This is a genomic window from Stappia sp. (genome assembly GCF_040110915.1).
Lineage (GTDB): Bacteria > Pseudomonadota > Alphaproteobacteria > Rhizobiales > Stappiaceae > Stappia.
The window spans coordinates 1,735,004-1,760,537 of sequence record NZ_CP157793.1; the positions used below are offsets into that span (position 1 = coordinate 1,735,004).

Below are 25,534 nucleotides of genomic sequence, written 5' to 3' on the forward strand. Positions count from 1 at the left end.
CGCCATCCGCCGGCGAATCCGGCAATGCGCTTTTGTCAAGCGCAAGAATCCGCGTTTTTCGGCAAATCCGGGCTGTGCGGGCGCCCGGAGCACGGCGGAAACGACGTCGGCGCCTCAGCGCCCGTCCGGCGTGCTCAGCCCGAACCAGCTGTTGCGGACCTTCTTGTAGTGCGCCGTCTTGTCGTAGGCGGCGACCGCAAGGCCGAGGCGATCGGCGGTGAGCGCGCCCGTTGCGGCGAGCAGCGCATAGGCGGCGACGGTCCGGTTGCGCTGCGCCGTCACCAGGTTGACCCGGCTGTTGACCAGCTCGAACTGCGCGTTGAGCACATCGAGCGTGGTGCGCTGGCCGACGCGCTGTTCCTCGATCACCCCTTCCAGCGCCAGCTGGTTGGCGGATACCGCATCCTGCGCCGCCTGGATCGAGGCCACGGCCGCCTGATACTGGCCCCAGGCCGAGACGATGGACGCACGGACCTGGTCGCGCGCGACATCGAGCTGGATGCGCGTCTGGCCGAGGTCCTCCTTGGCCTGCCGCACGCGCGAGGACACCGCGCCGCCCTGATAGATCGGGATCGACACCCGTCCGAAGATGCTGGCCGAATCGAGCGTGTCGACGCCCGACGCGCTTGGCGGGCTCCACTGACGCTGCAGATTGCCCTCGAGCGACACGGTGGGCAGCAACTCGCCCTCCGTCGTTTTAACGGCGAAGACCGCGGCGTCGACGAGATGCTGCGCGGACTGGATCGAGGGGTGATCGGAGGCGCCGGCCGACAGCGCCGCGTCCAGCCCCTTGGGCAGGCGGGCGTAGACGCGGGTGCGTGCCGACAGCGTCTTCGGATCGGTGCCGACGAGCTGGCGGTAGACCGCCCGACTGGTGTTCACGTTGGCCAGCGCAAGATTGAGGTCCGACTGCGCCTCGGAGAAGCGGGCTCGCGCCTGCGACACGTCGGTGCGGGTGCCCTCGCCCACCTCGAAGCGGTCCTCGGCCGCGCGCACCTGTTCGCTCAGGAACTCGAGGCTGCTGCGCCGCAACGAGACGATGGCCGTGTTCTGGATCACGTCCATATAGGCGGTGGCCGCCTGCTGCAGGATCGTCTGCTCGGTAGCGCGCAGGCTCTCGCGCTCCGAGCGCACGATCGCCTCGGCCTGGCGCACCGAGTTCACGGTCTGAAAGCCGCGAAAGATGTTCTGCGTGACCGACAGCCCGGCGGAGGCGGTGTTGCTGTAGCGCGCGCGTCCGGGATCGGAGTTGTTGTACTGCGAACCGACGTCGAAGCGGCCGAAGATCTGCGGACGCCAGCCGGACAGCGCCTGCGGAACGCGCTCGTTCACCGACCGCAGCTGCGCCCGCGCGGCATTGATCGTCGGATTGTCCGAATAGGTTTGCGCCAGCGCATCGTCGATCGACTGGGCATTGGCCATGCCGGCAGGTGCCGTCACGATCCCGACCGCGACCAAAGCGCCGAGCCAAATGGAAATCCGGTTCACGTCGAGCACCTCTGCTGACCGCGCGCCGCCCGGCCGCAAGCCGACGGATACGCCACCTCTGTTTGCGCCGGACCGCTGCGGCCCGACCTTGCATCCCCGACGGCCACCGGCGTGCCCTCTCGACATCGCCGGATCGCACCCGCGCGGCGCACAGTCTCTTGCGTGCGCCCTCTCGCGTGCCCCCCTTTCGCGTGCTCCTGACCCGCATATCCGGGCGCCGCGTGGAGACCTCCGCAAGGACCGTCCGACGGCCCCCGTCCTGGAGGGACCACCCCGGCCTGCGCGCGGTCTGCATGGGACGCGCGCACTCGTGCCGGCGCGCTGCATCCCACTGCCGCGTCCATACTCTTATCGCGGTGTCGGGAGGTTACAACCGGCCAGGTCGCCCGGCCGCGCATTTGTCGCCCCCCTGCGACCTGCCGGCAACACACGCGCGCCGGACCACGCAAAAACGGCCGCGGGCGAACGCCGCACGGCCGTTTCGATCATCCGTCATGCAGGCGACGCCCGCCTGCAAGCGCTTCGCGCGCGGTGGCGGGCGGTGGCGGACGGCCTATGCGGTCTGGCGAAAGCCGGTCAGAAAACGAAGGTCTTGGCCTTTTCGAATCCCGGCAGGAGATGTGCGGCGGCATTGAAGCCGAAGCGGGCCGAAACCACGTCGCCGGAGCGCACATAGACCTGGGCGGCGCCCGCCCCGCCGGTGCCCTCGATGGCAACGATTCGCCCGCCGTCCTTGAGCTGGGCGCTCAGCGCCTCGGGCAGTTGCTCGATGGCGCCGTCGATCAGGATGACGTCGTAAGGCCCTTCCGAGGCCGCTCCGGTGACGAGATCGCCTTCCACGATGGCGGCATTCTCGATCTCCAGATCGACCAGCAGCTCCGAGGCGGTCGCGACACTCGCCGCATCGGTCTCCACGCCGACGACGGAGGCGGCAAGTTGCGACAGCACGGCAACGCTGTAACCGGTGGCGCAGCCCACGCACAGAACGACGTCGTCGTCGCGCACTTCCGCGAGCTGGATCAGCTTGGCCAGCACATGCGGCTTCATCAGATAGCGGGTCGCCTCGCCGACTGCGACCGGGATATCCTGATCGCTGTAGGCCACGGCCCGGCGCGAGGCCGGCACGAAGCGCTCGCGCGGCATGCGCTCCATCGCATCGAGCAGGTCGTGATCGGTGACGTCGTTGGTCCGCAACTGATTGTCGACCATGTGGATGCGAGCCCGTTCGAAGTCGCCCATCCCGCGCCTCTTTCAAATGTGGTGTTGAACTCCCCGGTTCCTTACCGGTGTCGGGCGCGCCTGACAAGCGGCACCGAACGGGCAAATTCGACGGCGAGGCCGGCAATGCACGCGATGCGCGTCCCGCCATGCCGCTCTCGTCCGCGTTTGCCCGAAGCCTCGCCCGGCCCGCAGCGCCCGGGTGCTGCGCGACGCTGCGTCGCGCGCATCTCACGCGCGCAGGAAGTCTTGTATAAGATATATTATGTGTTAACTTCGGCGGGTCGGATGGAGCGGATGCACGCGGCGGTGACGGGATTGCGCCCGTTTCTCCCGCCGGTCTCCGCGCCTCCGTCACGCGCGCCTGCCCGGGGCGACGTCCCGCCAGCGCGCAAGCGAGACTGTCTTCACGCGCGCTCCGTACGGGCGCGGACTGCGGCCCCTTGCAAGCGTCCGGCCGGGCCTTTCGGCGCGAACGCGGGAGAAGCGACCACGTGCGCATCCTACGCCTGAGTGTCGAGGGTCTCGGTTACATCAATGCGACGGTCCTGCGCCTGACGCGCACCGCCGCCTGGCTGCTGCTCGTGGTGATGGTCGTCGTCATCCTGCTGCAGGTCGTTTTCCGCTACGGCTTCAACAATGCGCTGCCCTGGCCGGAAGAGGCCGCGCGCTCGATGATGATCTGGATGATGGCGCTGATCGCGCCGAGCGCCTACCGCTGGGGCGGCTTCGTCTCCATCGATCTGCTCAAGGATCTCCTTCCCGCCCGCCTGTCGAGCCTCTTGAACCTGATCCTTCTGCTCCTCGCCGCCGCCGTCTTGTGGATCCTTCTGAACCAGGCGATGGCGCATTTCCGCAGTGGTTTCCTGTTCACCGCGACGGGTCTGAAGATCAAGCTCGCCTGGATCTATCTGGCCATGTCGGTGTGTTTCGGACTGATGCTGTCGGTCAACCTGGAGCTGTCCCTGCGCGAAGTCGGGCGTCTGATCGGACGCCCGGAGGATTTCCCGCAGCCCGTCACCGACGCGGCCCTGTCGAGCGAGTAGGCGGTCATGCTGGTTCTCTTCCTGCCGCTCTTTCTGGTGTTCCTGCTGATCGGCATGCCGGTGTTCTTCGCCATGCTCGCGGCGCCTGGCATCATGCTCTTCGTGGAGGGCATGGAACGCGACATCGCCCTGCTCTACCGCAACATCTACAACGGCGTGGACAGCTTCCCGCTGATGGCGATCCCCTTCTTCATGCTCGCCGGCGAGGCCATGAACCGGGGCGGGATCACGCTGCGCCTCGTGCGCTTTTCCCAGGCGCTGATCGGCCATGTGCGCGGCGGGCTGGCGCAGGTGAACATCCTGTCGTCCATGCTGTTCGCCGGGCTCTCCGGCTCCGCCGTCGCCGATACGTCCGCGCTCGGCTCCATGCTCATCCCGGCGATGGAGAAACAGGGCTACACCCGCAAGTTCGCCGCCGCCGTCACCGCCGCCTCCTCCGTCATCGGGCCGATCATCCCGCCGTCCGGCATCATGATCATCTACGCCTATGTGATGGGCGAGAGCGTCGCCGCGCTGTTTCTCGCCGGCATCCTGCCGGGCGTCCTCGTCGGCGTCGGCCTCATGTCGGTGGTCGCCTTGATGGCCAACCGCGCCAATCTGCCGCCGGCGTCCCAGCGCTCGACCTGGGGCGAACGCGGACGGGCGCTCGTCACCGCCTTCTTTCCACTGATGACGCCGGTGATCATTCTCGGCGGCATTCTCGGCGGCGCCTTCACGCCGACCGAGGCCTCCGCCGTCGCGGCGGCCTATGCGCTGTTCATCGGCCTCTTCGTGCTCAAGACGCTGAAACCCTCCGACCTGCCGAAGGTCTTCACGCGCGCGGCGATGACCTCGGCGGTGGTGCTCTTGCTGGTCGGCGCGGCGATGGCCTTCAAGACGGTGGTGAGCCTCAGCTATGCCGCCGAGCAACTGGCCGAGTTCATGCTGTCGCTGACCAGCGACCCGCTGCTTCTGCTGCTGCTGATCAACCTGCTGCTGTTCGTCGTCGGCATGTTCCTGGACGCCGGTCCGGCGATCATCATCCTGGGCCCGATCCTCGGCCCGATCTTCGTCGGCCTCGGGGTCGACCCCGTCCATTTCGCGATGATCATGAGCGTCAACCTGACGGTCGGGCTCGCGACGCCGCCCATGGGGCTGGTGCTCTTCGTCGCCTCGAGCGTCTCCGGTGAGCGGGTCGAGACCATCGCCAGGGCGATCCTGCCGTTTCTCGCCGTGGAGGTGCTCGTCATCTTCCTGATCACCTATGTGCCGGCGATTTCGCTGGCGATCCCGCGGTTTTTCGGCTTCGCTTGAAGGCCTGCGGGAGCGAAACGGGCCCGGGCGCGTATCCCGGCCCCGCCAAATCGAAACCTGGGAGGAGAGCATGCGCATATCGAACTTCGTGAAGACCACGGCGGCGGCGGCGCTCGGCGCCGTCGTCATGGCCGGCGGCATGGCAACGGCCGTTCAGGCCGCCGACTACACGCTGCGGGCCACGGCCAATTCCAACGAGAACGACGAGGACTACGACGGTCTCATCGTCTTCAAGGACTTCGTGGAAAGCCGCTCCAACGGCGCGATTGCGGTGGAGCTCTTCATCGGCACGCAGCTGTGCTCCAAGGGCGCGGAATGCCTGCAGGGCGTGGCCTCGGGCGAGATCGACATCTACATCTCGACCTCGGGCGGCGCGGCCGGCGCCTTTCCATACGTGCAGGTGCTGGACCTGCCCTATCTCCTGCGCGACGACCGGGTGGCGGAAGCCGTGCTCTCCGGCGATTTCGTGCGCGAGATGCGCGCCCAGGCGCTCGCCGACAGCGGCGGCACGATCCGGCTGATGACCATCGGCAACACCGGCGGCTGGCGCAACTTCGCCAACACCCAGCGCCGCATCCAGACCCCCGCCGACATGGAAGGCCTGAAGATCCGCACCGTCGTCGCCGACCTGCCGCAGGAACTCGTCAAGGCGCTTGGCGCGAGTCCCACCCCGATCCCCTGGCCGGAGCTTTTCACCTCCTTCCAGACCGGGGTCGTCGACGGCTCCAAGAACGGCATCACCGACATCATGGGCATGAAGTTCCCCGACGCCGGCCTGAAATACGTGACGCTCGACGGCCACGCCTACATGGGCGCGCTGTGGTGGATGAACAATGCAAAGTTCATGTCCATGCCCGAAGAGCTGCGCCGCGTCGTGATGGACGGGTTCCGCGAGTTGCAGCAGGCGACCTTCGCCTCGCCGAAGCGCAAGTCCATCGCCGCCTATGACGCCTTCGTCGAGGCGGGCGGCGATCTCTATGTGCCGACCGCCGAGGAGAAGGAAGCCTTCCGCCAGGCGGCCGCGCCCGTCTTCGACTGGTTCAAGGAGAACATCGCCGAAGGCGAGAAGTTCTACGATCTGCTCGTCGCGGAAGCCGCCAAGGCGGAAGCCGAAATCGACGAGGGCATGGCCAAGGATCTCAACTGACCGGCCGGCCAAACGCGCCATCGCCCCATCGTCCACACACGCGGCCGCCGGGTTTCCGTCCGGCGGCCGCGGTTGTTTTCACAAGAGATTGCCCGCGAGGCGCGCCCTCCCTGGCGCGGTCGCATGCCCTTGTCGGCGGCAGTCCAGTCTTGTATAAGACATAAGACATTTGCAACGCAGGCCCGTGCCCGGGCGGTTTCGGGGGCCGTTTTCGGGCCGTTTCGACCGGACCCTTCGGGTTTCCCGTCGGTTTCAAGGGGTTTCATGTCTTCCGTTTTCTGTCTCGGCGTGGCCGTGCTGGACCTTGTGTTCGCCGTGCCCGACATGCCGACGGCCGCGCGCAAATATCGCGCCACCGATTTCACGCGCGTCGGCGGCGGCTGCGCCGCGACGGCCGCCGTCGCCATTGCGCGGCTCGGCGGAACGGCGATGCTGGGCGCGCGTCTCGGCGACGACGCGACCGGCGCGGACATCGTCGCGGATCTTGAAGCCTGGGGCGTCGATTGTGCCCATGTGCAGCGCTTTGCCGGGCACCGCTCCTCCCTGTCGTCCGTCTTCGTGGATGCCGCCGGAGAGCGCATGATCGTCAACTACCGCGATCCCGATCTGCCGCAGACGCGCGACTGGCTGCCAGACCCCGCGCGTCTCCGCGTGGGGGCGGTGCTTGCGGACAATCGCTGGGCGCCGGGCGCGGCGGAGATGCTGGCACGCGCGCGCGCGGCCGGTCTGCCGGGGGTGCTGGATGCGGAGACGCCGCTCGACGCCGGGTCCGAGGCGGCGATCGAGGCGGCGAGCCACGTTGCCTTTTCGGCCCCCGGACTGCGCGACTTCGCCGGCGACGGCCCGCTTCCCTCGCTTGTGCAACGGGTCGCCGCGCGCCACGGCGGCTTCGTCTGCGTGACGGATGGCGCGGACGGCACCCATGCAAGCCGCGCCGGCGCCCCGGCCACCCACCACCCCGCCCCGCGCGTGGACGCCGTCGACACGCTGGGCGCCGGCGACGTCTGGCACGGCGCCTTCGCATTGCGCCTTGCCGAAGGTGCCGACGAAGCCACCGCGATCCGCTTCGCAAACGCCGCCGCTGCGCTCAAATGCACCCGCTTCGGCGGCCGGGCCGGCGTTCCGACCCGCGCCGACGTCGACACATTGCTTGCCGAGGAGATCCCCTGATGCCAGCCGCCCCCCTGTCCCTGACGCCCGGCAAGCTCTGGGGCCTGCGCCGCCTCGCCGATGCCTCAGGCCGGTTCAAGATGACCGCCGTCGACCAGCGCCCGCCGATCAAGACCCCGATCAAGGCGCATTACGGCACGGACGAAGCGCCCTGGGCGGATGTCGCCGGCTTCAAGCGGCTTCTGGTGGAGGAACTTCAGGGCGAGAGCAGCGCGCTGCTGCTCGATCCGCATTTCGCCTATCCGCATGCAGTCTCTGCGTTCGATCCCGCCAAGGGTCTGATCCTGACGCTGGAGGATTCGCTCTTCACCGAAACGCACGGCGGGCGGCTGTCGTCCGATATCGACGACTGGTCGGTGGAAAAGATCAAGCGCATCGGCGGAGACGCGGTGAAGGTGCTCGCCTGGTATCGCCCGGATGCCGACGCCTCCGTCGTCGCGGCGCAGAAGGACTACGTCCAGCGCATCGGCGCGGCCTGCGCGCGCTTCGACATTCCCTTCGTCTTCGAGCTTCTCGTCTATCCGCTGGCGAGCGACGCGGAACAGACCCGCGACTACGTGGAGATGGCGAGCAAGCGCGCCGATCACGTGCTGCAATCGGTCGAGACCTTCGCCGCACCCGACTATGGCGTCGACCTCTTCAAGCTCGAAAGCCCCGTCCCGGCCGACGCCGTGCCCGGCACCGACGACGAGACCGCCGAGACCGCCGGCGAGGTGCAGGCCCTCTTCGACGACCTCGGGCGGCTCGCCGGCCGGCCCTGGGTGATGCTGTCGGCGGGTGCGGGCAAGGACGCCTTCCGCAAGATCCTCACCCATGCCTATGCCGCCGGCGCGTCGGGTTATCTTGCGGGTCGCGCGATCTGGCTCGACGCCTTTCGCGCCTTCCCCGACTGGGAGGCCATGCGCGCCGGGCTGAAGACCGACTCCGTTCCCTACATGCGCGACCTCAACGCGCTGACGGACGCGCGGGCCATACCCTTCCTCGCCCATCCCGCCTTCGGACCCGACGGCGCCCGGCTCACGCCGGCGGATGCCAGCCTGCGGCACGTCTACCCGGATTTCGGAGGCACGCCATGACGACGATCGGGCTGCTGCCGCTGGCGCGCGCGACCTTCGACGTCGACTTCGCGCAGGAGTGCCTGACCCGCGCGCTCGCCGATCTGGAGGCGACCGGCCACGACCTTGTTGGGGCGCGCGAACTCCTCTTCGATACCGAGGCGACCCGCGCCGCGCTGGATGAGGTGCGCGCCGCCCGGCCCGATCTCGTGCTCGTGCTGCAGGTCACCTTCACCGATGCGGGCATGATTGCCGAAATCGCGGAGACGACCGACGCGTCGCTCGCCATCTGGGCCTTTCCCGAGCCGCGCCTCGGCGGTCGCCTGCGGCTCAACGCCTTCTGCGGGCTCAATCTCGCCGGTCATGCGCTGGGCCTGCGCGACATCGCCTTTTCCTGGAGTTTTCACGCGCCCGGCTCAACGGGCTCTCCGGCACGTCTCGAGGCGCTTCTCGCCGGCGCGGCGCGCACCGCGCCGGTCCCCTTGCGCGCGGCGCGCGACACGGCCGACGCGGCCGCGCGGCGCGCGGTCGCCAAACTCAAGGGCAAGCGCATCGCCCGCCTTGGCGCGCATCCGGACGGCTTCGACACCTGCGCCTACGACGCGCCCGAAATCGAGCGCGTCGCCGGCGTCTCCGTCGCGGCCCTCGAGCTCGACGCCCTGTTCGACACCGCCAGGGCCGCGCCGGCCGACGCCTCCGCCGCGCTGAAGACGGAGCTCGCGACGACCACGCAGGCGCTCGACGCGGTCGATCCCAGCGAGCTCGACCGCTCCCTGCGCCTCAAGGGCGCGCTCGACCGGCTCACGTCGGAGGGCGGCTACAATGCCTTCGCGGTGCGCTGCTGGCCGGAGTGCTTCACCGAGTATGGCGGCGCGGTTTGCGGTCCCGTCGCGCTGATGGGCGAGGCGCGCATCCCGTGTGCCTGCGAGGCGGACGTCCATGGCGCACTGACGAGCCTGCTGCTGCAGGAGATTGCCGACGCGCCGACCTTCCTCGTCGATCTCGTCGACATCGACACGGGCGACGGTAAAGACAGCGGCACGGGCGTCGTCTGGCACTGCGGCCAGGCGCCGCGCGTGATGGCCGACCCGGAGGTCGCCATCGAGGCGACGGTACACTCCAACCGCAAGATGCCGCTTCTCTTCGAGTTTCCGCTGAAGGCGGGCCGCGTCACCCTCGCCCGCCTCAGCCGTGCGCGCGGGCGGCTCCAGATGGTCGTGATCACGGGCGAAATGCTCAAGCGCGACAAGGCCTTCACCGGCACCTCGGGCGTGCTGCGCTTCGATGCGCCGGCGCAGGAGATCATGCGCACGATCCTCGACGCCGGGCTGGAGCACCACATGGCGCTCGTCTACGGCGATTACGCCGAGGCGTTGGAGCGCGCCGCCGACGCCCTCGCCCTTCCCGTCCTGCGCGTTCCGGATCGACCCTCATGACCCTGCGCTACGCCATCGTCGGCTCCGGCATGATGGGCCAGGAGCACATCCGCAACATCGCGCTTCTGGAGGATGCGACCGTCACGGCCGTGTGCGACCCCGATCCGGGCATGCGGGCCAAGGCCCAGACGCTTGCCGGCGCGGGTTGCCGCGCGTTTTCCGACCCCAAGGAGTTGATCGGCGCGGATTTGGCCGATGCCTATGTCATCGCCGCCCCGAACCACCTGCACGCCCCGCTGCTCGACGACCTGCTGACGACCGACACGCCGCTGCTGGTGGAAAAGCCGCTGTGCACGACGCTGGAGGACTGCCGGCGCACGCTGGCAAGCGCCGAAACGCGCCGCGCGCCGGTCTGGGTCGCGATGGAATACCGCTACATGCCGCCGGTGGCGCGCCTGATCGAAGGTCTGCGCGAGGACCGCATCGGGCGCTTGCGCATGCTGTCGATTCGCGAGCACCGCTTTCCCTTCCTCAACAAGGTCGGCGGCTGGAACCGGCAGGCCGCGACCTCCGGCGGCACGCTGGTGGAGAAATGCTGCCATTTCTTCGACCTGATGCGGCTGATCGCGCAGTCCGAACCGCTGCGCGTCTATGCCTCGGGCGGCCACGACGTGAACGGCAAGGCCGATCCCGCGATGCCGGAAACCGCCTGGGACATGCTCGACAATGCCTTTGTGATCGTCGAGTTCGCCAATGGCGTGCGCGCCTGCCTCGATCTCTGCATGTTCGCGGAAGGCCGCTGGTTTCAGGAGGAAATCACCGCCACCGGCGACGCGGGCCAGCTCGAGGCGCGGGTGCCCGGCCCGGCGCGCTTCTGGCCGGGCGGCCTCGAACGCGCGTCCGAACTCGTCCACGCGCCGCGCGCGCCCAAGGGCGTGACGACGCAGACCATCGAGGTCGATCCGGCGATCCTCCATGCCGGCGACCATCACGGCTCCACCTTTTTCCAGCACCAGCGCTTCGCCGCGCTGATCCGTCGCGGGTCGGGCACGCCGGAGGTGACGCTGGAGGACGGCTACCGCGCCGTCGCCATCGGCCTGGCGGCGGAACGCTCGGCGGCCGAAAAACGCCCCGTCGACCTCGCCGAGGTCGGCCTGTGACCACCCCTTCCCACCCGCGAGGCAAGCCATGACCGCGCCCGACATCGTCATTTGCGAATTCATGGACGAGGCCGCCGTCGAAAGCCTCTCCCGTGTGCAGTCCACCCTCTACGATCCGACGCTGGTGGACGATCCCGCCCGCCTCGCGCAGGCGCTCGCCGGGGCGCGCGCGCTGATCGTGCGCAATCGCACTCAGGTGCGCGGGGCCCTGCTGGAGGCGGCGGCCGATCTCACGGTCGTGGGCCGGCTCGGCGTCGGGCTCGACAACATCGACCTTGAGGCTTGTGCGACCCGCGGCATCGAGGTGATCCCGGCGACCGGCGCCAATGCGGCGGCCGTCGCCGAATATGTGATCGCCGCAACGCTCCTGCTGGTGCGCGGCGCCTTCGACCGGCGCGCGGCGATGATCGCGGGCGCTTGGCCGCGCAACAGCCTGATCGGCGGCGAAATCGCCGGGCGCACGCTCGGGCTCGTCGGATATGGCGGCATCGCGCGCGAGGTCGCGGCCCGCGCCACCGCACTCGGCATGCGCGTCATCGCCCATGATCCGCATCTGCCCGAAGACGATTCCGTCTGGGGCACGACGGAGCCGGTCGCGCTCGACGATCTCTGCGCGCGGGCCGATGTCGTGAGCCTGCATATCCCGCTCACCGAGGCGACGCGCCACCTGTTCGATGAAGCGCGGCTTGCGACGATGAACGCGGGCGCGATCCTCATCAACACGGCGCGGGGCGGCGTGGTGGACGACGCGGCGCTTGCCGAAGCCCTCCGACGAGGCCACCTCGGCGGCGCGGCGCTCGATGTCTTCGAGACCGAACCGCTGACGGCCGAGGCCGGCGCATTGTTCGAGGGGCTGGAGAACGTGATCCTGACGCCGCATATCGCCGGCGTGACGGGCGAATCGAATGTGCGCGTCAGTGCGTTGATTGCCGAAAAGGTCGCGGTGGCGCTCGTCGGATAACCTCGCTCAGGCGCTCGGCGGCTTGAACGGCAGGTCGTCGAGCGTGATGCCGGAATGCACGCGCAGCCAATAGAAGGCGGCGAAGCACACGGCCGCGATCAGCGTGGTCAGCAGCGCTTTCTTGAGCAGATGTGGGCGCACCGGCGCGCTCGACTCCGTGCCTTCCGTCACGGTGCCGCTTTCCTCTTGCGTGACCACGCCGATCGGCAGGATCGCGAAGAGGATGATCCACCACATGATGAAGAAGATGGCGAAGGCGGAAACGAGGGACACGGGCGCGGCCTTGTGATCTGAGGGTCCTGGGGGAGTGTCTTGGGGGCTCTGGGCGGCTCTGAGGGGCTCCGGCGAGAGGTCGATCCCGTTCAGGACACCCTTCCGACCGGGATATTCGGAACGTGGGAACGCCCCGCTCCAGCCGCGATTTGGGACGCGGAGGTGCGCCTGTCAAGCGCGCGGCCCGGATCGGGGCCCTCGTGCGGCCCTCCCGCGTCAGACCTGCTCCAGTTCCACCAGCGTGCCGTTGAAGTCCTTCGGATGCAGGAACAGCACCGGCTTGCCGTGCGCGCCGATCTTCGGCTCGCCGGAGCCAAGGACGCGCGCGCCCTTCTCCTGAAGCTGGTCGCGGGCCGCCAGAATGTCCTCGACCTCATAGCATACGTGGTGAATGCCGCCCGACGGGCTGCGCTCCAGAAAGGCGGTGATCGGCGAGTTCTCGCCGAGCGGCTCGAGCAGTTCCACCTTGGTGTTGGGAAGCTCGATGAAGACGACGGTCACGCCGTGATCGGGCTCGGGCTGCGGCTGGGAAACCTTCGCGCCGAGCGTGTCGCGATACATGGCGGTCGCCGCCTCCAGATCCGGCACGGCAATCGCCACATGGTTCAAACGTCCGATCATCGTCGTTCTCCTCCCCTCGTCTACATCCCGCGTCGACATCCCGCGTCGACATCCAATGTCATGCAGCACACCAAATGGTGTCCTGCAAAGCGCTGCGCTGCAAAATTGCCAAATCCGCGCCCCGCGCGCCAGTTCTGAACCGCGCGCGGGCCTGTCGCAAATGGTCACACGACCGTCACGAGCGCCTGTGTCAGCGGCTTCTTGCCCCAGCACTCGCGCACGGCGGCGCGCGCGGCCCGGCGGGCGGCCTCGGCCACCAGATCCGCGTTCTTGCGCCGGTTCTTCGGAATGCTCTCCAGCGCGGCAATCACCTCGTCGATGACGATGTCTTCCATGTCGTCACCCTCCTCGTCCACCTCCGGCAGCCCGAAGAGCGCCGCCTGCGGCTCGCCGATGAGACCGCCCTTGGCATCCATCGTGACCGTGACCACGATGGCACCGGCAAAGGAGAGCTTGCGCCGCTCCTGAACGCCGGTTTCCTCCGGATCGCCGTAGATCAAGCCGTCCTTGACCGCGATCCCGACCGGCACCTCGTCGACGATATCGAGCTTCCCCGGCGCAAGCCGGACCACATCGCCGTTGCGCGCGATCACCGTCTCGCGAATGCCGTGGTCGCGGGCCAGGTCGCGATGCGCCTTGAGGTGCAGGGCCTCGCCATGGGCGGGGATCAGCGCCTGCGGCTTGAGCAGATCGTAGAGCTGCGTGAGCTCGCCCCGGCGCGGGTGGCCGGAGACATGCACCAGCGCGTCGCGGTCGGTGACGATGTCGACCTGCTGCTCGGCCAGCCGGTTGACGATGGCGTTCACCGCCTTCTCGTTGCCGGGGATGGTGCGCGAGGAGAAGATGACCATGTCCCCCTTCGACAGCGCCACGTTGCGATGATCGCCGGCGGCGATGCGCGCCAGCGCGGCCCGCTCCTCGCCCTGGCTGCCGGTCAGCAGCAGAACCACCTTTTCCGGCGGCAGATAGCCATAGGCCTCCTCCGTCAGGAAGGCCGGCAGATCGTCCATGTAGCCCAGTTCGCTCGCCACTTCGGTGGCGCGGAACATCGACCGGCCCATCACCACGACATCGCGATCCGCGGCCTTCGCGGCGAGCGCCACGGAGCGGATGCGCGCCACGTTGGACGCGAAGGTCGTCACCGCGACGCGGCGCTTTGCGGACTTGATGACGGTCGCAAGCTCGGCCGCGACATCCATCTCGCTGGGGCTGACGCCGTCGCGCACCGCATTGGTGGAATCGCAGATGAGCGCCCGCACCCCCTCGCGTCCGATCTCCGCCAGACGCTCGATGTCGATGGGTTTCCCGATGCCGGGCGTCGGGTCGATCTTCCAGTCGCCGGAATGCACCACGGTGCCCGCCGGCGTGCGGATTGCAAGCGCGCAGGGCTCGGGGATCGAATGCGACATGGCGACGAGTTCCAGGTCGAAGGGCCCCAGCGCGAAACGCGCGCCCTGGTCCACCACCTCGACCGGGATCTTGTCGACGCCGGGCTCGCTCTCGACCTTGGCCGCCAGAAGCCCGGCGGTGAAGGGCGTCATGTAGAGCGGCGCCTCGAAGCGCGACCACAGATGCACGAGCGCCCCGTAGTGGTCTTCATGCGCGTGGGTGATGACGATGCCCTCGAGCCGCCCGCGCTCCTCCTCGATGAAGCGCGTGTCCGGCACGACGATGTCGACGCCCGGCAGATCCGGCCCGGCGAAGGTCACGCCGCAATCGACCATCAGCCAGCGGCGGTCCTTGGCCGGACCATAACCGTACAGCGCCATGTTCATGCCGATCTCGCCGAGACCGCCAAGCGCGACGAATACGAGCTCGGATTCGCTCGCCATAGAGTACTCCTTCATTCGGACGCCGCCCGCGAGCGGCATCGTCCGGCATCGCGACGCCGCCGCGCGGGTCGCGTCAACCGGATCCGGAAAAGAACACGTCGCCGGCCGAGATCGGCTCGACCGTCCCGTCGTCGCGACGCAAGAGAAGACGCCCGTCCGCGTCCAGTCCGGCGAAGCGCCCGGCGCGCGCGCCGGTTTCGAAACGCACCGTGATCGGCTGCCCGACCCCGACCGCGCGGGCAAGCCAGGCGGACCGGAGTTCCGCGAAGGCGCCGGCGCTCCATCGGTCCAGCAGGTCGGCAAGGCTCGCGCTCAGGTCCGCCAGCGCACGCTCGACCGAAACGGCATAGCCGAGCCCCGCGAGCGAGACCGCCGCATAGTCGTCAAGGTCGGGGTGATGCGCAAGGTTGAGCCCGAACCCGCAGACGACCGCGCGACGCCCGTCGCCGAGCGTCGTCGCCTCAAGGAGAATGCCGGAAATCTTGGCCCCGTCGACCAGCAGGTCATTCGGCCACTTGAGCCCCGCGAGCCGATAGGTCCCGCACATATGGTCGACCGCCTCGGCCAGCGCAAGCGCGGCGACCAGCGGAAGCTGGCCCAGACGCTCCGCCGGAGCCGGATCGATCAAGAGCAGGGAGGCGTAAAGATTGCCGGGCTCGGACACCCAGGGTCGCGCCCGCCGCCCCCGACCGGCGGTCTGCCGCTTGCCCACGACCCAGAGGTTTCCGGGATCGCCGGCCTCGGCCCGGGCCAGGGCTTCGACATTGGTCGAGCCGACCGCGTCGAGCGCGAGGACGCGAAAGCCGGGGGCGGCGTCGGCGTCCCGCACCCGGCCGTCGAACGCGAGCGGTCTCAGAACAACGTCCCGGCGGCGCTGCCGGCCATCTCAACCACCGGCCCGGCGAAGACGACGAAGAGCAGCACGAAGGCGGTCGACAGACCGAGGGTGAACTTCAGCTCGACCGGCATCGGCAGGAAGCCGCGCGCCGGATCGTCGAAGAACATCACCTTGACGATGCGCAGGTAATAGTAGGCGCCCACGACGGACGTCAGCACACCGATGATCGCCAGCGGATAGAGCCCCGCCTCGACCGCCGCCAGGAACACGTAGAACTTCGCGAAGAAGCCGACGAAGGGCGGAATGCCGGCGAGTGAGAACAGGATGATGCCGAGGAACACCGCCATCGGCAGGTTGTTCCGCGCCAGACCGGCGAGATCGGAAATCTCCTCGACCATGCCCTCCTTCCGCCGCATCGAGAGAATGCAGGCGAAGGCGCCGAGCGTCATGGCGAGATAGGCGGTCATGTAGATCATGACGCCTTCGACGCCCGCCTGAGTGCCGGCGGCAAGTCCGACCAGCGCAAAGCCCATGTGGCCTATGGAGGAATAGGCCATCAGCCGCTTGATATTCGACTGGCCGATGGCGGCGAAGGCCCCGAGCGCCATGGAGGCGATCGACACGAAGACGATGATCTGCTGCCAGTCGTGCGTCACCGGCTCGAAGGCGTCGATCACGATGCGCGTCAGCATGCCCATGGCCGCGATCTTCGGCGCCGCCGCGAAAAAGGCGGTGACCGGCGTCGGCGCGCCCTCGTAGACGTCCGGCGTCCACATGTGGAACGGCACGGCCGAGATCTTGAAGGCAATGCCGGCGAGGATGAACACCAGGCCGAACACGAGCCCGAGCGACGAGCCGCCATGCGCCGTGATCGCCTCGGCGATCGGGCCGAAGCCGGTCTGGCCGGTGAAGCCGTAGACCAGCGACATGCCGTAAAGCAGCATGCCGGACGACACCGCGCCCAGCACGAAGTACTTCAGGCCCGCTTCCGTGGAGCGGATGCTGTCGCGATTGAAGGCGGCGATGACGTAGAGCGCCAGCGACTGCAGCTCCAGCCCAAGATAGAGCGTGATGAGGTCGTTCGCCGAGAGCATCAGCAGCATGCCGAGCGTCGCCAGCACGATCAGCACCGGATACTCGAAATGCTCGAAATTCTCGTTGCGGGCGAAGGCCACCGACATGGCGATGGCGAAACCCGAGCCGACCAGCGTCAGCAGCTTGAGGTAGCGCGCGAAGCCGTCCAGCACGAAGGCGCCGTGGAAGGTGGTCTCCTCCACGATGCCGAATTGCGCCGGAAGCAGCAGCGGCAGGGCCGCCACGGCCAGGAGCGCCACCGAGAGCGCGGTAACGTAAGGCACGGCCTTGCGCCCGCCGAAGACGCCCAGCAGCAGGAGCGCCAGCGCCCCGCCGGCGAGAAAGAGCTCCGGCAAGGCCGGCGAGAGGTCGGGCAGCTGATTGTAATCAGTCATTGTCAGTCTCGTCCTCGCCCCGTCACTGCGCCAGCATGGCGGTCGACTGAGCCGCCTCGATCGCGGCCTGGTAATTGGTGACCAGCGCCCCGACCGACGCAGCGGTCACGTCGAGGATCGGCGCCGGATAGAAGCCGAACAGGATGGTCAGCACGACCAAGGGCACGATGATCACGCGCTCGCGCACCGACAGATCCATGATCGACTTCAGGCTTTCCTTGTCGAGCGCCCCGAACACCACGCGCTTGTAGAGGTAGAGCGCATAGGCGGCCGACAGGATCACGCCCGTCGTCGCGATCAGCGCGACCCAGGTGTTCACCTGGAAGGCGCCCATCAGCGTCAGGAACTCGCCGACGAAGCCGCTCGTGCCCGGCAGGCCGACATTGGCCATGGTGAAGATCAGGAAGGCGACCGCATAGAACGGCATCCGGTTCACCAGTCCGCCATAGGCGGCGATGTCGCGGGTGTGCATGCGGTCGTAGATCACCCCGACGCAGAGGAACAGCGCGCCCGACACGATGCCGTGCGACAGCATCTGGAACAGCGCGCCCTGCACCCCCTGCTCCGTCATCGTGAAGATGCCCATGGTCACATAACCCATGTGCGCGACGGAGGAATAGGCGATCAGCTTCTTGATGTCCTCCTGCGCCAGCGCCACCAGCGAGGTGTAGACGATCGCCACCACCGAAAGCGTGAACACCATCGGCGCGAACATCTCGCTCGCCAGCGGGAACATCGGCAGCGAGAAGCGCAGGAAGCCGTAGCCGCCCATCTTCAGCAGGATCGCCGCCAGCACCACGGACCCGGCCGTCGGCGCCTCCACGTGCGCATCGGGCAGCCAGGTGTGCACCGGCCACATCGGCATCTTGACGGCGAAGGACGCGAAGAAGGCGAGCCACAGCCAGGTCTGCATGCCGGCCGGGAACCCGTGCGCCATCAGCGTCGGGATGTCGGTGGTGCCGGCCTCCCAGTACATCGCCATCAGCGCGATCAGCATCAGCAGCGAGCCGAGCAGCGTGTAGAGGAAGAACTTGTAGCTCGCATAGACGCGCCGCTTGCCGCCCCACACGCCGATGATCAGGAACATCGGGATCAGGCCGGCCTCGAAGAAGACGTAGAACATGACCAGATCCAGCGCGCAGAACACGCCGATCATCAGCGTCTCCAGCACAAGGAAGGCGATCATGTACTCCTTCACGCGGTTCTGGATGCTGTTCCAGCTCGCCAGAATGCAGAAGGGCATCAGGAAGGTCGTCAGGATGACGAACAGCATGGAGATGCCGTCGACACCCATCCGGTAGTTGATGCTTCCGCCGAGCCAGGCGCCGGTCTCCTCGAACTGGAAGCCCGGGTTCTGCGGGTCGAAGCCGCCCCAGATGAACAGCGACACGCCGAAGGTGAAGACGGTGGTGATCAGCGCCACCCGGCGCATGTTGTCTTTCGCGCCCGCATCCTCCCCGCGCACGAGCAGGATGAAGAACACCCCCACCAGCGGAAGGAAGGTGGTGATGGACAGAAGCGGCCAGTTGCTCATCAGTGAGCGCCCCCGACGGAGAACATGGACCAGGTGATCAGCGCGGCGACGCCGATCAGCATGGCGAAGGCATAGTGATAGAGGTACCCGGTCTGCAGCCGGACGACCCAGTTGGTGACGGTCTGGACCCGCGCCGCGACCCCGTTCGGGCCGAAGCCGTCGATGACAACGCCGTCGCCCTTCTTCCAGAGCTGGCGGCCGACCCACATGCCGGGACGCACGAAGATCGCATCATAGAGCTCGTCGAAGTACCACTTGTTCAGGAGGAACTGGTACAGCCCGTCATGGCGTTCGGCGAGCTTGCGCGGCAGCTCCGGCGAGCGGATGTAGAACAGCCACGCCACGGCGAAGCCGCCCAGCATCATGGCGATCGGCGAGAGCTTCACCCACAGCGCCACCTCGTGGATCTCGTGCAGGACGTGATTGTCCTCGGACGTGAAGAGCGTGCCCTTCCAGAAGGCGTCATAGGCATCGCCCATGAAGGCGCCCTTGAAGACGAAACCCGCAAGCAGCGCCCCGGCGGCCAGGATCATCAGCGGCACGGTCATCACCAGCGGGCTTTCGTGCACGTGCTTCATCACGTCCACGGAGGCGCGCGGCTTGCCGTGGAAGGTCATGAACGCGAGCCGCCACGAGTAGAAGGACGTCAGCGCGGCCGCCGCGAGCGTCAGCCAGAAGCCGTAGAGCGCGAAGGCGTTGTGCCCGACGTAGGCCGCCTCGATCACCGCATCCTTGGAATAGAAGCCGGCGGTCAGCGGGAAGCCGGTCAGCGCCAGCGTGCCGATCACCATCATCCAGTAGGTCAGCGGGATGTGTTTGCGCAGTCCGCCCATCTTGCGCATGTCCTGCTCGTTCGACACGGCGTGGATCACCGAGCCGGCGCCGAGGAACAGGAGCGCCTTGAAGAAGGCATGCGTGAACAGATGGAAGACGGCGATCGAATAGGCTCCGACCCCGAGCGCCACGAACATGTAGCCGAGCTGCGAACAGGTCGAATAGGCGATCACGCGCTTGATGTCGTTCTGCACCAGACCGACGGTGGCGGCGAAGAAGGCCGTCGTCGCGCCGAAGAAGGTCACCACCGTCAACGCGGTGGCCGACAATTCGAACACCGGCGACAGGCGCGCCACCATGAACACGCCGGCCGTCACCATGGTCGCGGCGTGGATCAGCGCGGAGACCGGCGTCGGGCCTTCCATCGCGTCCGGCAGCCAGGTGTGCAGCAGGAACTGCGCCGACTTGCCCATCGCGCCCATGAAGAGCAGCAGGCAGACGGCGGTGAGCGCGCCGGTCTGCGTCAGCTGCAGGCCGAACAGGTCGATCACCACTTCCGGCTCCGCAGCCGCGAAGCTCTGTGCGTTGGCGAAGATCGTGTCGTAGTCGGTGGAGTTGAACAGGTAGAACAGGCCGAAGATGCCGAGCAGGAAGCCGAAGTCGCCCACCCGGTTCACGACAAAGGCCTTCATCGCCGCCGCGTTCGCCGAGGGCTTCTTGTACCAGAAGCCGATCAGCAGATAGGAGGCGAGACCGACGCCCTCCCAGCCGAAGAACATCTGCAGCAGGTTGTCGGAGGTCACCAGCATCAGCATGGCGAAGGTGAACAGCGACAGATAGGCGAAGAAGCGCGGCCGGTGCGGATCGTCGTGCATGTAGCCGATGGAATAGACATGCACGAGCGCCGACACCGTGTTGACCACCACCAGCATCACGGCGGTGAGCGTGTCGACGCGGATCGTCCAGTCGACGTTGAAGGTGCCCGACGTCATCCAGCGCAGCAGCGTCTCGCGCACGACCGGCGTCTCGCCGAAGCCGATGGAGAAGAACGCGATCCACGACAGCAGCGCGGCCACGATCAGCAGACCGCTGGTGATGTATTCGCTTGCCTTGGCGCCGATCATCCGGCCGAAGAGGCCGGCGATCAGGAAGCCGATCAGGGGCAGAAAGACGATAGCCTGATACATTGCGCCCTCACCCCTTCATCATGTTGACGTCTTCGACCGCGATCGAACCGCGGTTGCGATAGAACACGACGAGGATTGCCAGACCGATCGCCGCCTCGGCGGCGGCGACGGTCAGCACCAGAAGCGCGAACATCTGCCCGACCAGATCGCCGAGGAAGGAGGAGAAGGTCACGAGGTTCAGGTTGACCGAGAGCAGCATGAGCTCGACGGACATCAAAATGACGATGACGTTCTTCCGGTTCAGGAAGATCCCCAAGATCCCGATCGTGAACAGGATAGCGGCGACCGCCAGGTAGTGTGACAGACCGATTTCCATGGGCGCCTCGTGATGCTCCCCCGGTTGTAGACTTCAGTGACGCGCCGCCGGCCGGCGACGCACCGCGTAAAACTGGCAGGCCGGCGGGCTCAGATGCCCTTGCCGGTTTCGACCTTGCGCACCTCGATCGACGCGTCCCGCGTCCGGCCGACCTGGGCGGAAATGTCCTGGCGCTTGACGCCCTCCTTGTGGCGCAGCGTCAGCACGATGGCGCCGATCATCGCCACCAGCAGGATCAGCCCGGCCACCTGGAAGAAGAGGATGTAGCGCGTGTAGATGAGCTGCCCGAGCGCCGAGACGTTGGAGGCCTCCTCCGGCACCGGAGCCGGCGCCGCCGTCTGCCCGATCATGTCGGGCGAAATGACCCAGGCGCCGAGCACGAGCAACAGCTCCACCAGCAGGATGGCCCCGATCAGCCCGCCCACCGGCATGTATTGCAGGAAGCCCTGACGCATCTCGACGAAATCCACGTCGAGCATCATCACCACGAACAGGAAGAGCACCATCACCGCGCCGACGTAGACCACGACCAGCAGCATGGCGAGGAACTCCGCGCCGAGCAGGATGAACAGGCCGGCGCCGTTGAAGAAGGCGAGAATCAGGAACAGCACCGAATGAACGGGGTTGCGCGAGGCGATCACCATGAACGCCGATGCGACCAAGATCCCCGCGAAGAGGTAGAAAAAGATGGCTTGAAGAACCATGTCCCGGTTTGCCCCTGTCCCCACGTCGCGTGGGCTTCGTTGTCCCGCGAACGATGCGGCCTCGTCTTAGACCAGCCGTCGCCCGCCGTCCACACCTGGCGCCTCAGCGATAAGGCGCATCCATGGCGATGTTGTTGGCGATCTCCCGCTCCCAGCGGTCCCCGTTGGCGAGCAGCTTTTCCTTGTCGTAGTAGAGTTCCTCGCGGGTCTCCGTCGCGAACTCGAAATTCGGACCCTCGACGATGGCGTCCACCGGGCAGGCTTCCTGGCAGAAGCCGCAGTAGATGCATTTCACCATGTCGATGTCATAACGCGTGGTGCGCCGCGTGCCGTCGTTGCGGCGGGGGCCGGCCTCGATGGTGATGGCCTGCGCCGGGCAGATCGCCTCGCACAGCTTGCAGGCGATGCAGCGCTCCTCGCCGTTGGGATAGCGGCGCAGCGCATGCTCGCCCCGGAAGCGCGGCGACACCGGCCCCTTCTCGAAGGGGTAGTTGATGGTCGGCTTCGGCTTGAAGAAGTAGCGCATCGCCAGGAAGAAGGCGGACACGAACTCCTTCAGCAGGAGCGACCTGGCAGCCTGTTGCAAAGCCATGGCATCAAGCCTCGTTCTCTCGTTTCCCGTCAGCCGACAAGCGAACTTGCGGCCACATACCCGATCACCGGAAACCCGATGAGCGTCAGGGCCAGAAGGCCCATGCGAAGCGGCTCCTCGAAGCGGGACAGCCATCCGGTCCGCCCCGTCTTCAGCCTGTTGCGCTCCGCCGCCCCCCTGAGCACACCGACCATGATCTTGTAGTCGATCCACCCGATATAGAGCCCGATGGCCGCGCCGATGAGCCCGGCGATCGAGATCGGCATCGTCATTCTCCCCGGCCGCGCCTTACGGCGCCAGGCCCGTGGCCATCAGCACCGCCGCCACGATGAACACCATCGCCAGCGACAGCGGCAGGAACACCTTCCAGCCGAGCCGCATCAGCTGGTCGTAGCGGTAGCGCGGCACCATCGCCTTCACCATCGCGAACATGAAGAACACGAGCAGCGACTTCAGCAGGAACCAGACGACGCCCGGCACCCAGGTGAACGGCGCGAAATCGAACGGCGGCAGCCACCCGCCGAGGAACAGGATCGTCGTCAGCGCGCACATCAGCGCGATCGCGACATACTCACCCAGCATGAACATCATGTACGGCGTGGAGCCGTATTCCACCATGAAGCCCGCGACCAGCTCCGACTCCGCTTCCGCCAGATCGAACGGCGGGCGGTTCGTCTCCGCGAGCGCCGAGATGAAGAAGATCACGAACATCGGGAAGAGCGGCAGCCAGTACCAGTTCAGGATCGTCAGCCACGGCACGCCGAGCATGGTGGCAAGCCCCGTCTCCTGCGACTTCACGATGTCCGTCAGGTTCAGCGACCCGGCGCACAGCAGCACCGTCACGATCACGAAGCCGATGGACACCTCGTAGGAGACCATTTGCGCCGCCGAGCGCAGCGCGGAGAGGAACGGATACTTGGAGTTCGACGCCCATCCGCCGATGATGATGCCATACACCCCGAGCGACGAGATCGCGAGGATGAAGAGGATCCCGACGTTGATGTCGGCGATCACCCATCCCTCGGCCACCGGCACGACGGCCCAGGCGGCCAGCGACAGGGTCACGGTGACCAGCGGCGCCAGCAGGAACAGCCCCTTGTTGGCGCCAGCCGGGATCACCGGCTCCTTGAGCACGAACTTCAGGAGGTCGGCGAAGGACTGCAGCAGTCCCCATGGCCCGACGACATTCGGGCCGCGACGGATCTGCACCGCTGCCCAGACCTTGCGGTCCGCATAGAGGATATACGCCACGATCACCAGCAGCACGACGAGCAACAGCACGCTCTGCGCCAGGATGATGAGAAACGGAAACAGATAATCCGCCCAGAAGTCCGCCATGATCGCCCCCGTTTACTCCGCGGCCTCTGCCGCGCGCGCCTTGGCGAGAGCGGAACATTCCGCCATCGTCGCCGATGCGCGCGCGATCGGATTGGTGAGATAGAAATCCGTGACGGCCGGCGCGAAGGCCTCCGCCGTCATCGATCCGCCGATGTCCGCGGCCCTGGCGACGCCCGATCCGTCGCCTTCGGCAATCGCGTCGATCGCGGCCATATGCGGATATTCCGCGTAGAGCGCGGCCCGAAGCTCGGCGAGCGAATCGAAGGGCAGCGTCTGGCCGAGCTGCGCCGACAGGGCGCGCAGCACGGCCCAGTCCTCGCGCGCCTCGCCCGGCGGGAAGCCCGCCCGCTCGCCCATCTGCACACGCCCCTCGGTGTTGACCCAGGTGCCCGACTTCTCGGTGTAGGTCGCGCCCGGCAGGATCACGTCGGCGCGATGCGCGCCGCGATCGCCATGCGTGCCGAGATAGACGACGAAGGCATCGCCGAAGGCCGACATGTCGAGCTCGTCGGCCCCGAGCAGGACCACCACATCCAGCTCGCCCGCCTGCGCGGCCTGCTGGATCGCCGCGACATCCCGGCCGCCCTCGCCCGGCACGAAGCCGATGTCCAGACCGCCGACGCGCGCGGCGGCCGTATGCAGCACGCTGAAACCGTTCCACTCGTCCGAGACCGCGCCGACGCTTCTAGCAAGCTGCGCGGCCGCTGACAGCACCGCCGCCCCGTCGGGACGCGCCAGCGCGCCCTGCCCGACGAGGATCAACGGCCGTTCGGCCGACTTGAGCGTTTCGGCAAAGGCATGCTTGCCGGCCAGCAGATCGCCAAGCGTCTCCGGCCCCGCGCCCAGATAGGTCGTCGGATAGGTCAGATCGGCCGCCTGCCCGATCACGCCCACCGGCAGCGCGCCCATGCGCATGCGCTTGCGGATGCGGGCATTGAGCACCGGGGCCTCGACGCGCGGATTGGAGCCGATGATCAGCACCGCGTCCGCGTCCTCGATGCCCTCGATGGTCGCATTGAAGAGATAGGAGTCGCGGCCGATTGCCGGATCGAGCGCCGCCCCGTCCTGCCGGCAGTCGATGCTGGCCGAGCCGAGCGCGCCCATCAGCTGCTTGAGCGCGAACATTTCCTCGACGCTCGCCAGATCGCCGGCAATCGCCGCCATCCGCTCGCCCGAGGACGACTTGACCCTGTCGGCCACCGCCGCGAAGGCCTCGTTCCACGATGCCGGCACGAGCCGCCCGTCCCGCTTGACGAAGGGCCGGTCGAGACGCTGGGTCCTGAGCCCGTCCCAGATGTAGCGGGTCTTGTCGGAGATCCACTCCTCGTTCACCGCCTCGTTGAGACGCGGCAGCACGCGCATGACCTCGCGGCCGCGCGTATCGACGCGGATCGCCGAGCCGACCGCGTCCATCACGTCGATGGTTTCGGTCTTCTTCAGCTCCCACGGCCGCGCCTGGAAGGCATAGGGCTTGTGCGTCAGCGCGCCCACCGGGCACAGGTCGACGACATTGCCCTGCATCTCCGAGGACAGCGCCCCTTCGAGGTAGGAGGTGATTTCCGCGTCCTCGCCGCGGCCGATCAGGCCCAGATCCGACACGCCGCAGACTTCGGTGGTGAAGCGCACGCAGCGGGTGCAATGGATGCACCGCGTCATGATCGTCTTGACCAGCGGGCCGATGTACTTGTCCTCGACCGCGCGCTTGTTCTCCGCGTAGCGCGAGGCGTCGACGCCATAGGCCATCGCCTGGTCCTGCAGATCGCACTCGCCGCCCTGGTCGCAGATCGGGCAGTCCAGCGGATGGTTGATCAGCAGGAACTCCATCACGCCCTCGCGGGCCTTCTTGACCATCGGCGTCTTGGTGAAGACCTCCGGCGGTTCGCCATTCGGGCCCGGACGCAGGTCGCGCACGTTCATGGCGCAGGAGGCGGCCGGCTTCGGCGGCCCGCCCTTCACCTCCACGAGGCACATGCGGCAGTTGCCGGCGATCGACAGCCGGTCATGGAAACAGAAGCGCGGAACCTCGGCGCCGGCGGCCTCGCAGGCCTGGAGCAGCGTGTACTCCTGAGGAACCTCGATCTCCTTGCCGTCGACCAGAATGACCCTGTTCATGCCTTGCTGTCCCGTCAGCTTGTGTTCGCC

23 protein-coding genes are annotated in these 25,534 nt (G+C 67.4%); 8 read left to right on the forward strand and 15 right to left on the reverse strand.

Annotated elements, in window-relative coordinates; genetic code table 11:
* Positions 1 to 114: 114 nt before the first annotated feature.
* Positions 115 to 1,440, reverse strand: a complete 1,326-nt coding sequence (locus ABL312_RS07590) for a TolC family outer membrane protein (RefSeq protein ID WP_349360781.1) — start codon at positions 1,438 to 1,440, stop codon at positions 115 to 117.
* Positions 1,441 to 2,064: 624 nt separating this feature from the next.
* Positions 2,065 to 2,727, reverse strand: a complete 663-nt coding sequence (locus ABL312_RS07595) for a protein-L-isoaspartate O-methyltransferase (RefSeq protein WP_349360782.1) — start codon at positions 2,725 to 2,727, stop codon at positions 2,065 to 2,067.
* A 473-nt stretch (positions 2,728 to 3,200) separates the two neighbouring features.
* Here ABL312_RS07595 and ABL312_RS07600 point away from each other — a divergent pair, with 473 nt between their 5' ends.
* The 8 genes from ABL312_RS07600 to ABL312_RS07635 all read left to right on the forward strand — a co-directional run bounded on the left by ABL312_RS07600 (position 3,201) and on the right by ABL312_RS07635 (position 11,914).
* Positions 3,201 to 3,752, forward strand: a complete 552-nt coding sequence (locus ABL312_RS07600; protein ID WP_349360783.1) for a TRAP transporter small permease subunit — start codon at positions 3,201 to 3,203, stop codon at positions 3,750 to 3,752.
* Between the two features lie 6 nt (positions 3,753 to 3,758).
* Entirely contained in the window at positions 3,759 to 5,045 is a 1,287-nt protein-coding gene (locus tag ABL312_RS07605) for a TRAP transporter large permease (protein WP_349360784.1), read from the forward strand.
* A 70-nt stretch (positions 5,046 to 5,115) separates the two neighbouring features.
* Positions 5,116 to 6,192 (forward strand): TRAP transporter substrate-binding protein DctP, encoded by a 1,077-nt coding sequence (gene dctP, locus ABL312_RS07610; RefSeq protein WP_374730186.1) that lies wholly within the window; start codon positions 5,116 to 5,118, stop codon positions 6,190 to 6,192.
* 264 nt (positions 6,193 to 6,456) lie between these two features.
* The gene (locus ABL312_RS07615; protein WP_349360785.1) at positions 6,457 to 7,362 is read left to right on the forward strand and encodes a PfkB family carbohydrate kinase; all 906 of its coding nucleotides are present in this window, start codon (positions 6,457 to 6,459) and stop codon (positions 7,360 to 7,362) included.
* Positions 7,362 to 8,438, forward strand: coding sequence for a tagatose 1,6-diphosphate aldolase (locus ABL312_RS07620; RefSeq protein ID WP_349360786.1), 1,077 nt, complete (start codon positions 7,362 to 7,364; stop codon positions 8,436 to 8,438). Before ABL312_RS07615 ends, ABL312_RS07620 begins: the two co-directional genes overlap by 1 nt.
* Positions 8,435 to 9,853, forward strand: coding sequence for a hypothetical protein (locus ABL312_RS07625; protein ID WP_349360787.1), 1,419 nt, complete (start codon positions 8,435 to 8,437; stop codon positions 9,851 to 9,853). Before ABL312_RS07620 ends, ABL312_RS07625 begins: the two co-directional genes overlap by 4 nt.
* Positions 9,850 to 10,953 (forward strand): Gfo/Idh/MocA family oxidoreductase, encoded by a 1,104-nt coding sequence (locus tag ABL312_RS07630; protein ID WP_349360788.1) that lies wholly within the window; start codon positions 9,850 to 9,852, stop codon positions 10,951 to 10,953. Before ABL312_RS07625 ends, ABL312_RS07630 begins: the two co-directional genes overlap by 4 nt.
* Before the next feature lie 28 nt (positions 10,954 to 10,981).
* Positions 10,982 to 11,914 carry a hydroxyacid dehydrogenase gene (locus ABL312_RS07635; protein WP_349360789.1) on the forward strand — a complete coding sequence of 311 codons (933 nt, stop codon included), beginning with the start codon at positions 10,982 to 10,984 and terminating at the stop codon, positions 11,912 to 11,914.
* Between the two features lie 6 nt (positions 11,915 to 11,920).
* Here the strand turns inward: ABL312_RS07635 and ABL312_RS07640 are convergent, their stop codons facing one another.
* The 13 genes from ABL312_RS07640 to nuoG form a co-directional block, all read right to left on the reverse strand.
* Positions 11,921 to 12,187, reverse strand: coding sequence for a DUF1467 family protein (locus tag ABL312_RS07640; protein ID WP_349360790.1), 267 nt, complete (start codon positions 12,185 to 12,187; stop codon positions 11,921 to 11,923).
* A gap of 216 nt (positions 12,188 to 12,403) precedes the next feature.
* Positions 12,404 to 12,808 (reverse strand): methylmalonyl-CoA epimerase, encoded by a 405-nt coding sequence (gene mce, locus ABL312_RS07645; RefSeq protein ID WP_349360791.1) that lies wholly within the window; start codon positions 12,806 to 12,808, stop codon positions 12,404 to 12,406.
* A gap of 164 nt (positions 12,809 to 12,972) precedes the next feature.
* The gene (locus tag ABL312_RS07650) at positions 12,973 to 14,640 is read right to left on the reverse strand and encodes a ribonuclease J (RefSeq protein ID WP_349360792.1); all 1,668 of its coding nucleotides are present in this window, start codon (positions 14,638 to 14,640) and stop codon (positions 12,973 to 12,975) included.
* Between the two features lie 73 nt (positions 14,641 to 14,713).
* Entirely contained in the window at positions 14,714 to 15,469 is a 756-nt protein-coding gene (locus ABL312_RS07655; RefSeq protein ID WP_349360793.1) for a biotin--[acetyl-CoA-carboxylase] ligase, read from the reverse strand.
* 23 nt (positions 15,470 to 15,492) lie between these two features.
* Positions 15,493 to 16,947 carry an NADH-quinone oxidoreductase subunit NuoN gene (nuoN, locus tag ABL312_RS07660; protein ID WP_349360794.1) on the reverse strand — a complete coding sequence of 485 codons (1,455 nt, stop codon included), beginning with the start codon at positions 16,945 to 16,947 and terminating at the stop codon, positions 15,493 to 15,495.
* A 22-nt stretch (positions 16,948 to 16,969) separates the two neighbouring features.
* Positions 16,970 to 18,481 carry an NADH-quinone oxidoreductase subunit M gene (locus ABL312_RS07665; RefSeq protein ID WP_349360795.1) on the reverse strand — a complete coding sequence of 504 codons (1,512 nt, stop codon included), beginning with the start codon at positions 18,479 to 18,481 and terminating at the stop codon, positions 16,970 to 16,972.
* Positions 18,481 to 20,442, reverse strand: coding sequence for an NADH-quinone oxidoreductase subunit L (nuoL, locus tag ABL312_RS07670; RefSeq protein ID WP_349360796.1), 1,962 nt, complete (start codon positions 20,440 to 20,442; stop codon positions 18,481 to 18,483). The genes ABL312_RS07665 and nuoL overlap by 1 nt, the downstream gene beginning before the upstream one ends.
* Positions 20,443 to 20,449: 7 nt before the next feature.
* On the reverse strand, positions 20,450 to 20,758 hold the full coding sequence (gene nuoK, locus ABL312_RS07675) for an NADH-quinone oxidoreductase subunit NuoK (RefSeq protein ID WP_349360797.1): 309 nt from the start codon (positions 20,756 to 20,758) through the stop codon (positions 20,450 to 20,452).
* Positions 20,759 to 20,847: 89 nt separating this feature from the next.
* Positions 20,848 to 21,462 (reverse strand): NADH-quinone oxidoreductase subunit J, encoded by a 615-nt coding sequence (locus ABL312_RS07680; RefSeq protein WP_349360798.1) that lies wholly within the window; start codon positions 21,460 to 21,462, stop codon positions 20,848 to 20,850.
* A 103-nt stretch (positions 21,463 to 21,565) separates the two neighbouring features.
* Positions 21,566 to 22,054 carry an NADH-quinone oxidoreductase subunit NuoI gene (gene nuoI, locus ABL312_RS07685; protein WP_349360799.1) on the reverse strand — a complete coding sequence of 163 codons (489 nt, stop codon included), beginning with the start codon at positions 22,052 to 22,054 and terminating at the stop codon, positions 21,566 to 21,568.
* 29 nt (positions 22,055 to 22,083) lie between these two features.
* Complete coding sequence (locus tag ABL312_RS07690) at positions 22,084 to 22,320, reverse strand: hypothetical protein (protein ID WP_349360800.1); 237 nt, start codon at positions 22,318 to 22,320, stop codon at positions 22,084 to 22,086.
* Between the two features lie 22 nt (positions 22,321 to 22,342).
* Entirely contained in the window at positions 22,343 to 23,392 is a 1,050-nt protein-coding gene (gene nuoH, locus ABL312_RS07695) for an NADH-quinone oxidoreductase subunit NuoH (protein WP_349360801.1), read from the reverse strand.
* Positions 23,393 to 23,404: 12 nt separating this feature from the next.
* Positions 23,405 to 25,504, reverse strand: a complete 2,100-nt coding sequence (gene nuoG / locus ABL312_RS07700; RefSeq protein ID WP_349360802.1) for an NADH-quinone oxidoreductase subunit NuoG — start codon at positions 25,502 to 25,504, stop codon at positions 23,405 to 23,407.
* Positions 25,505 to 25,534: the final 30 nt, after the last annotated feature.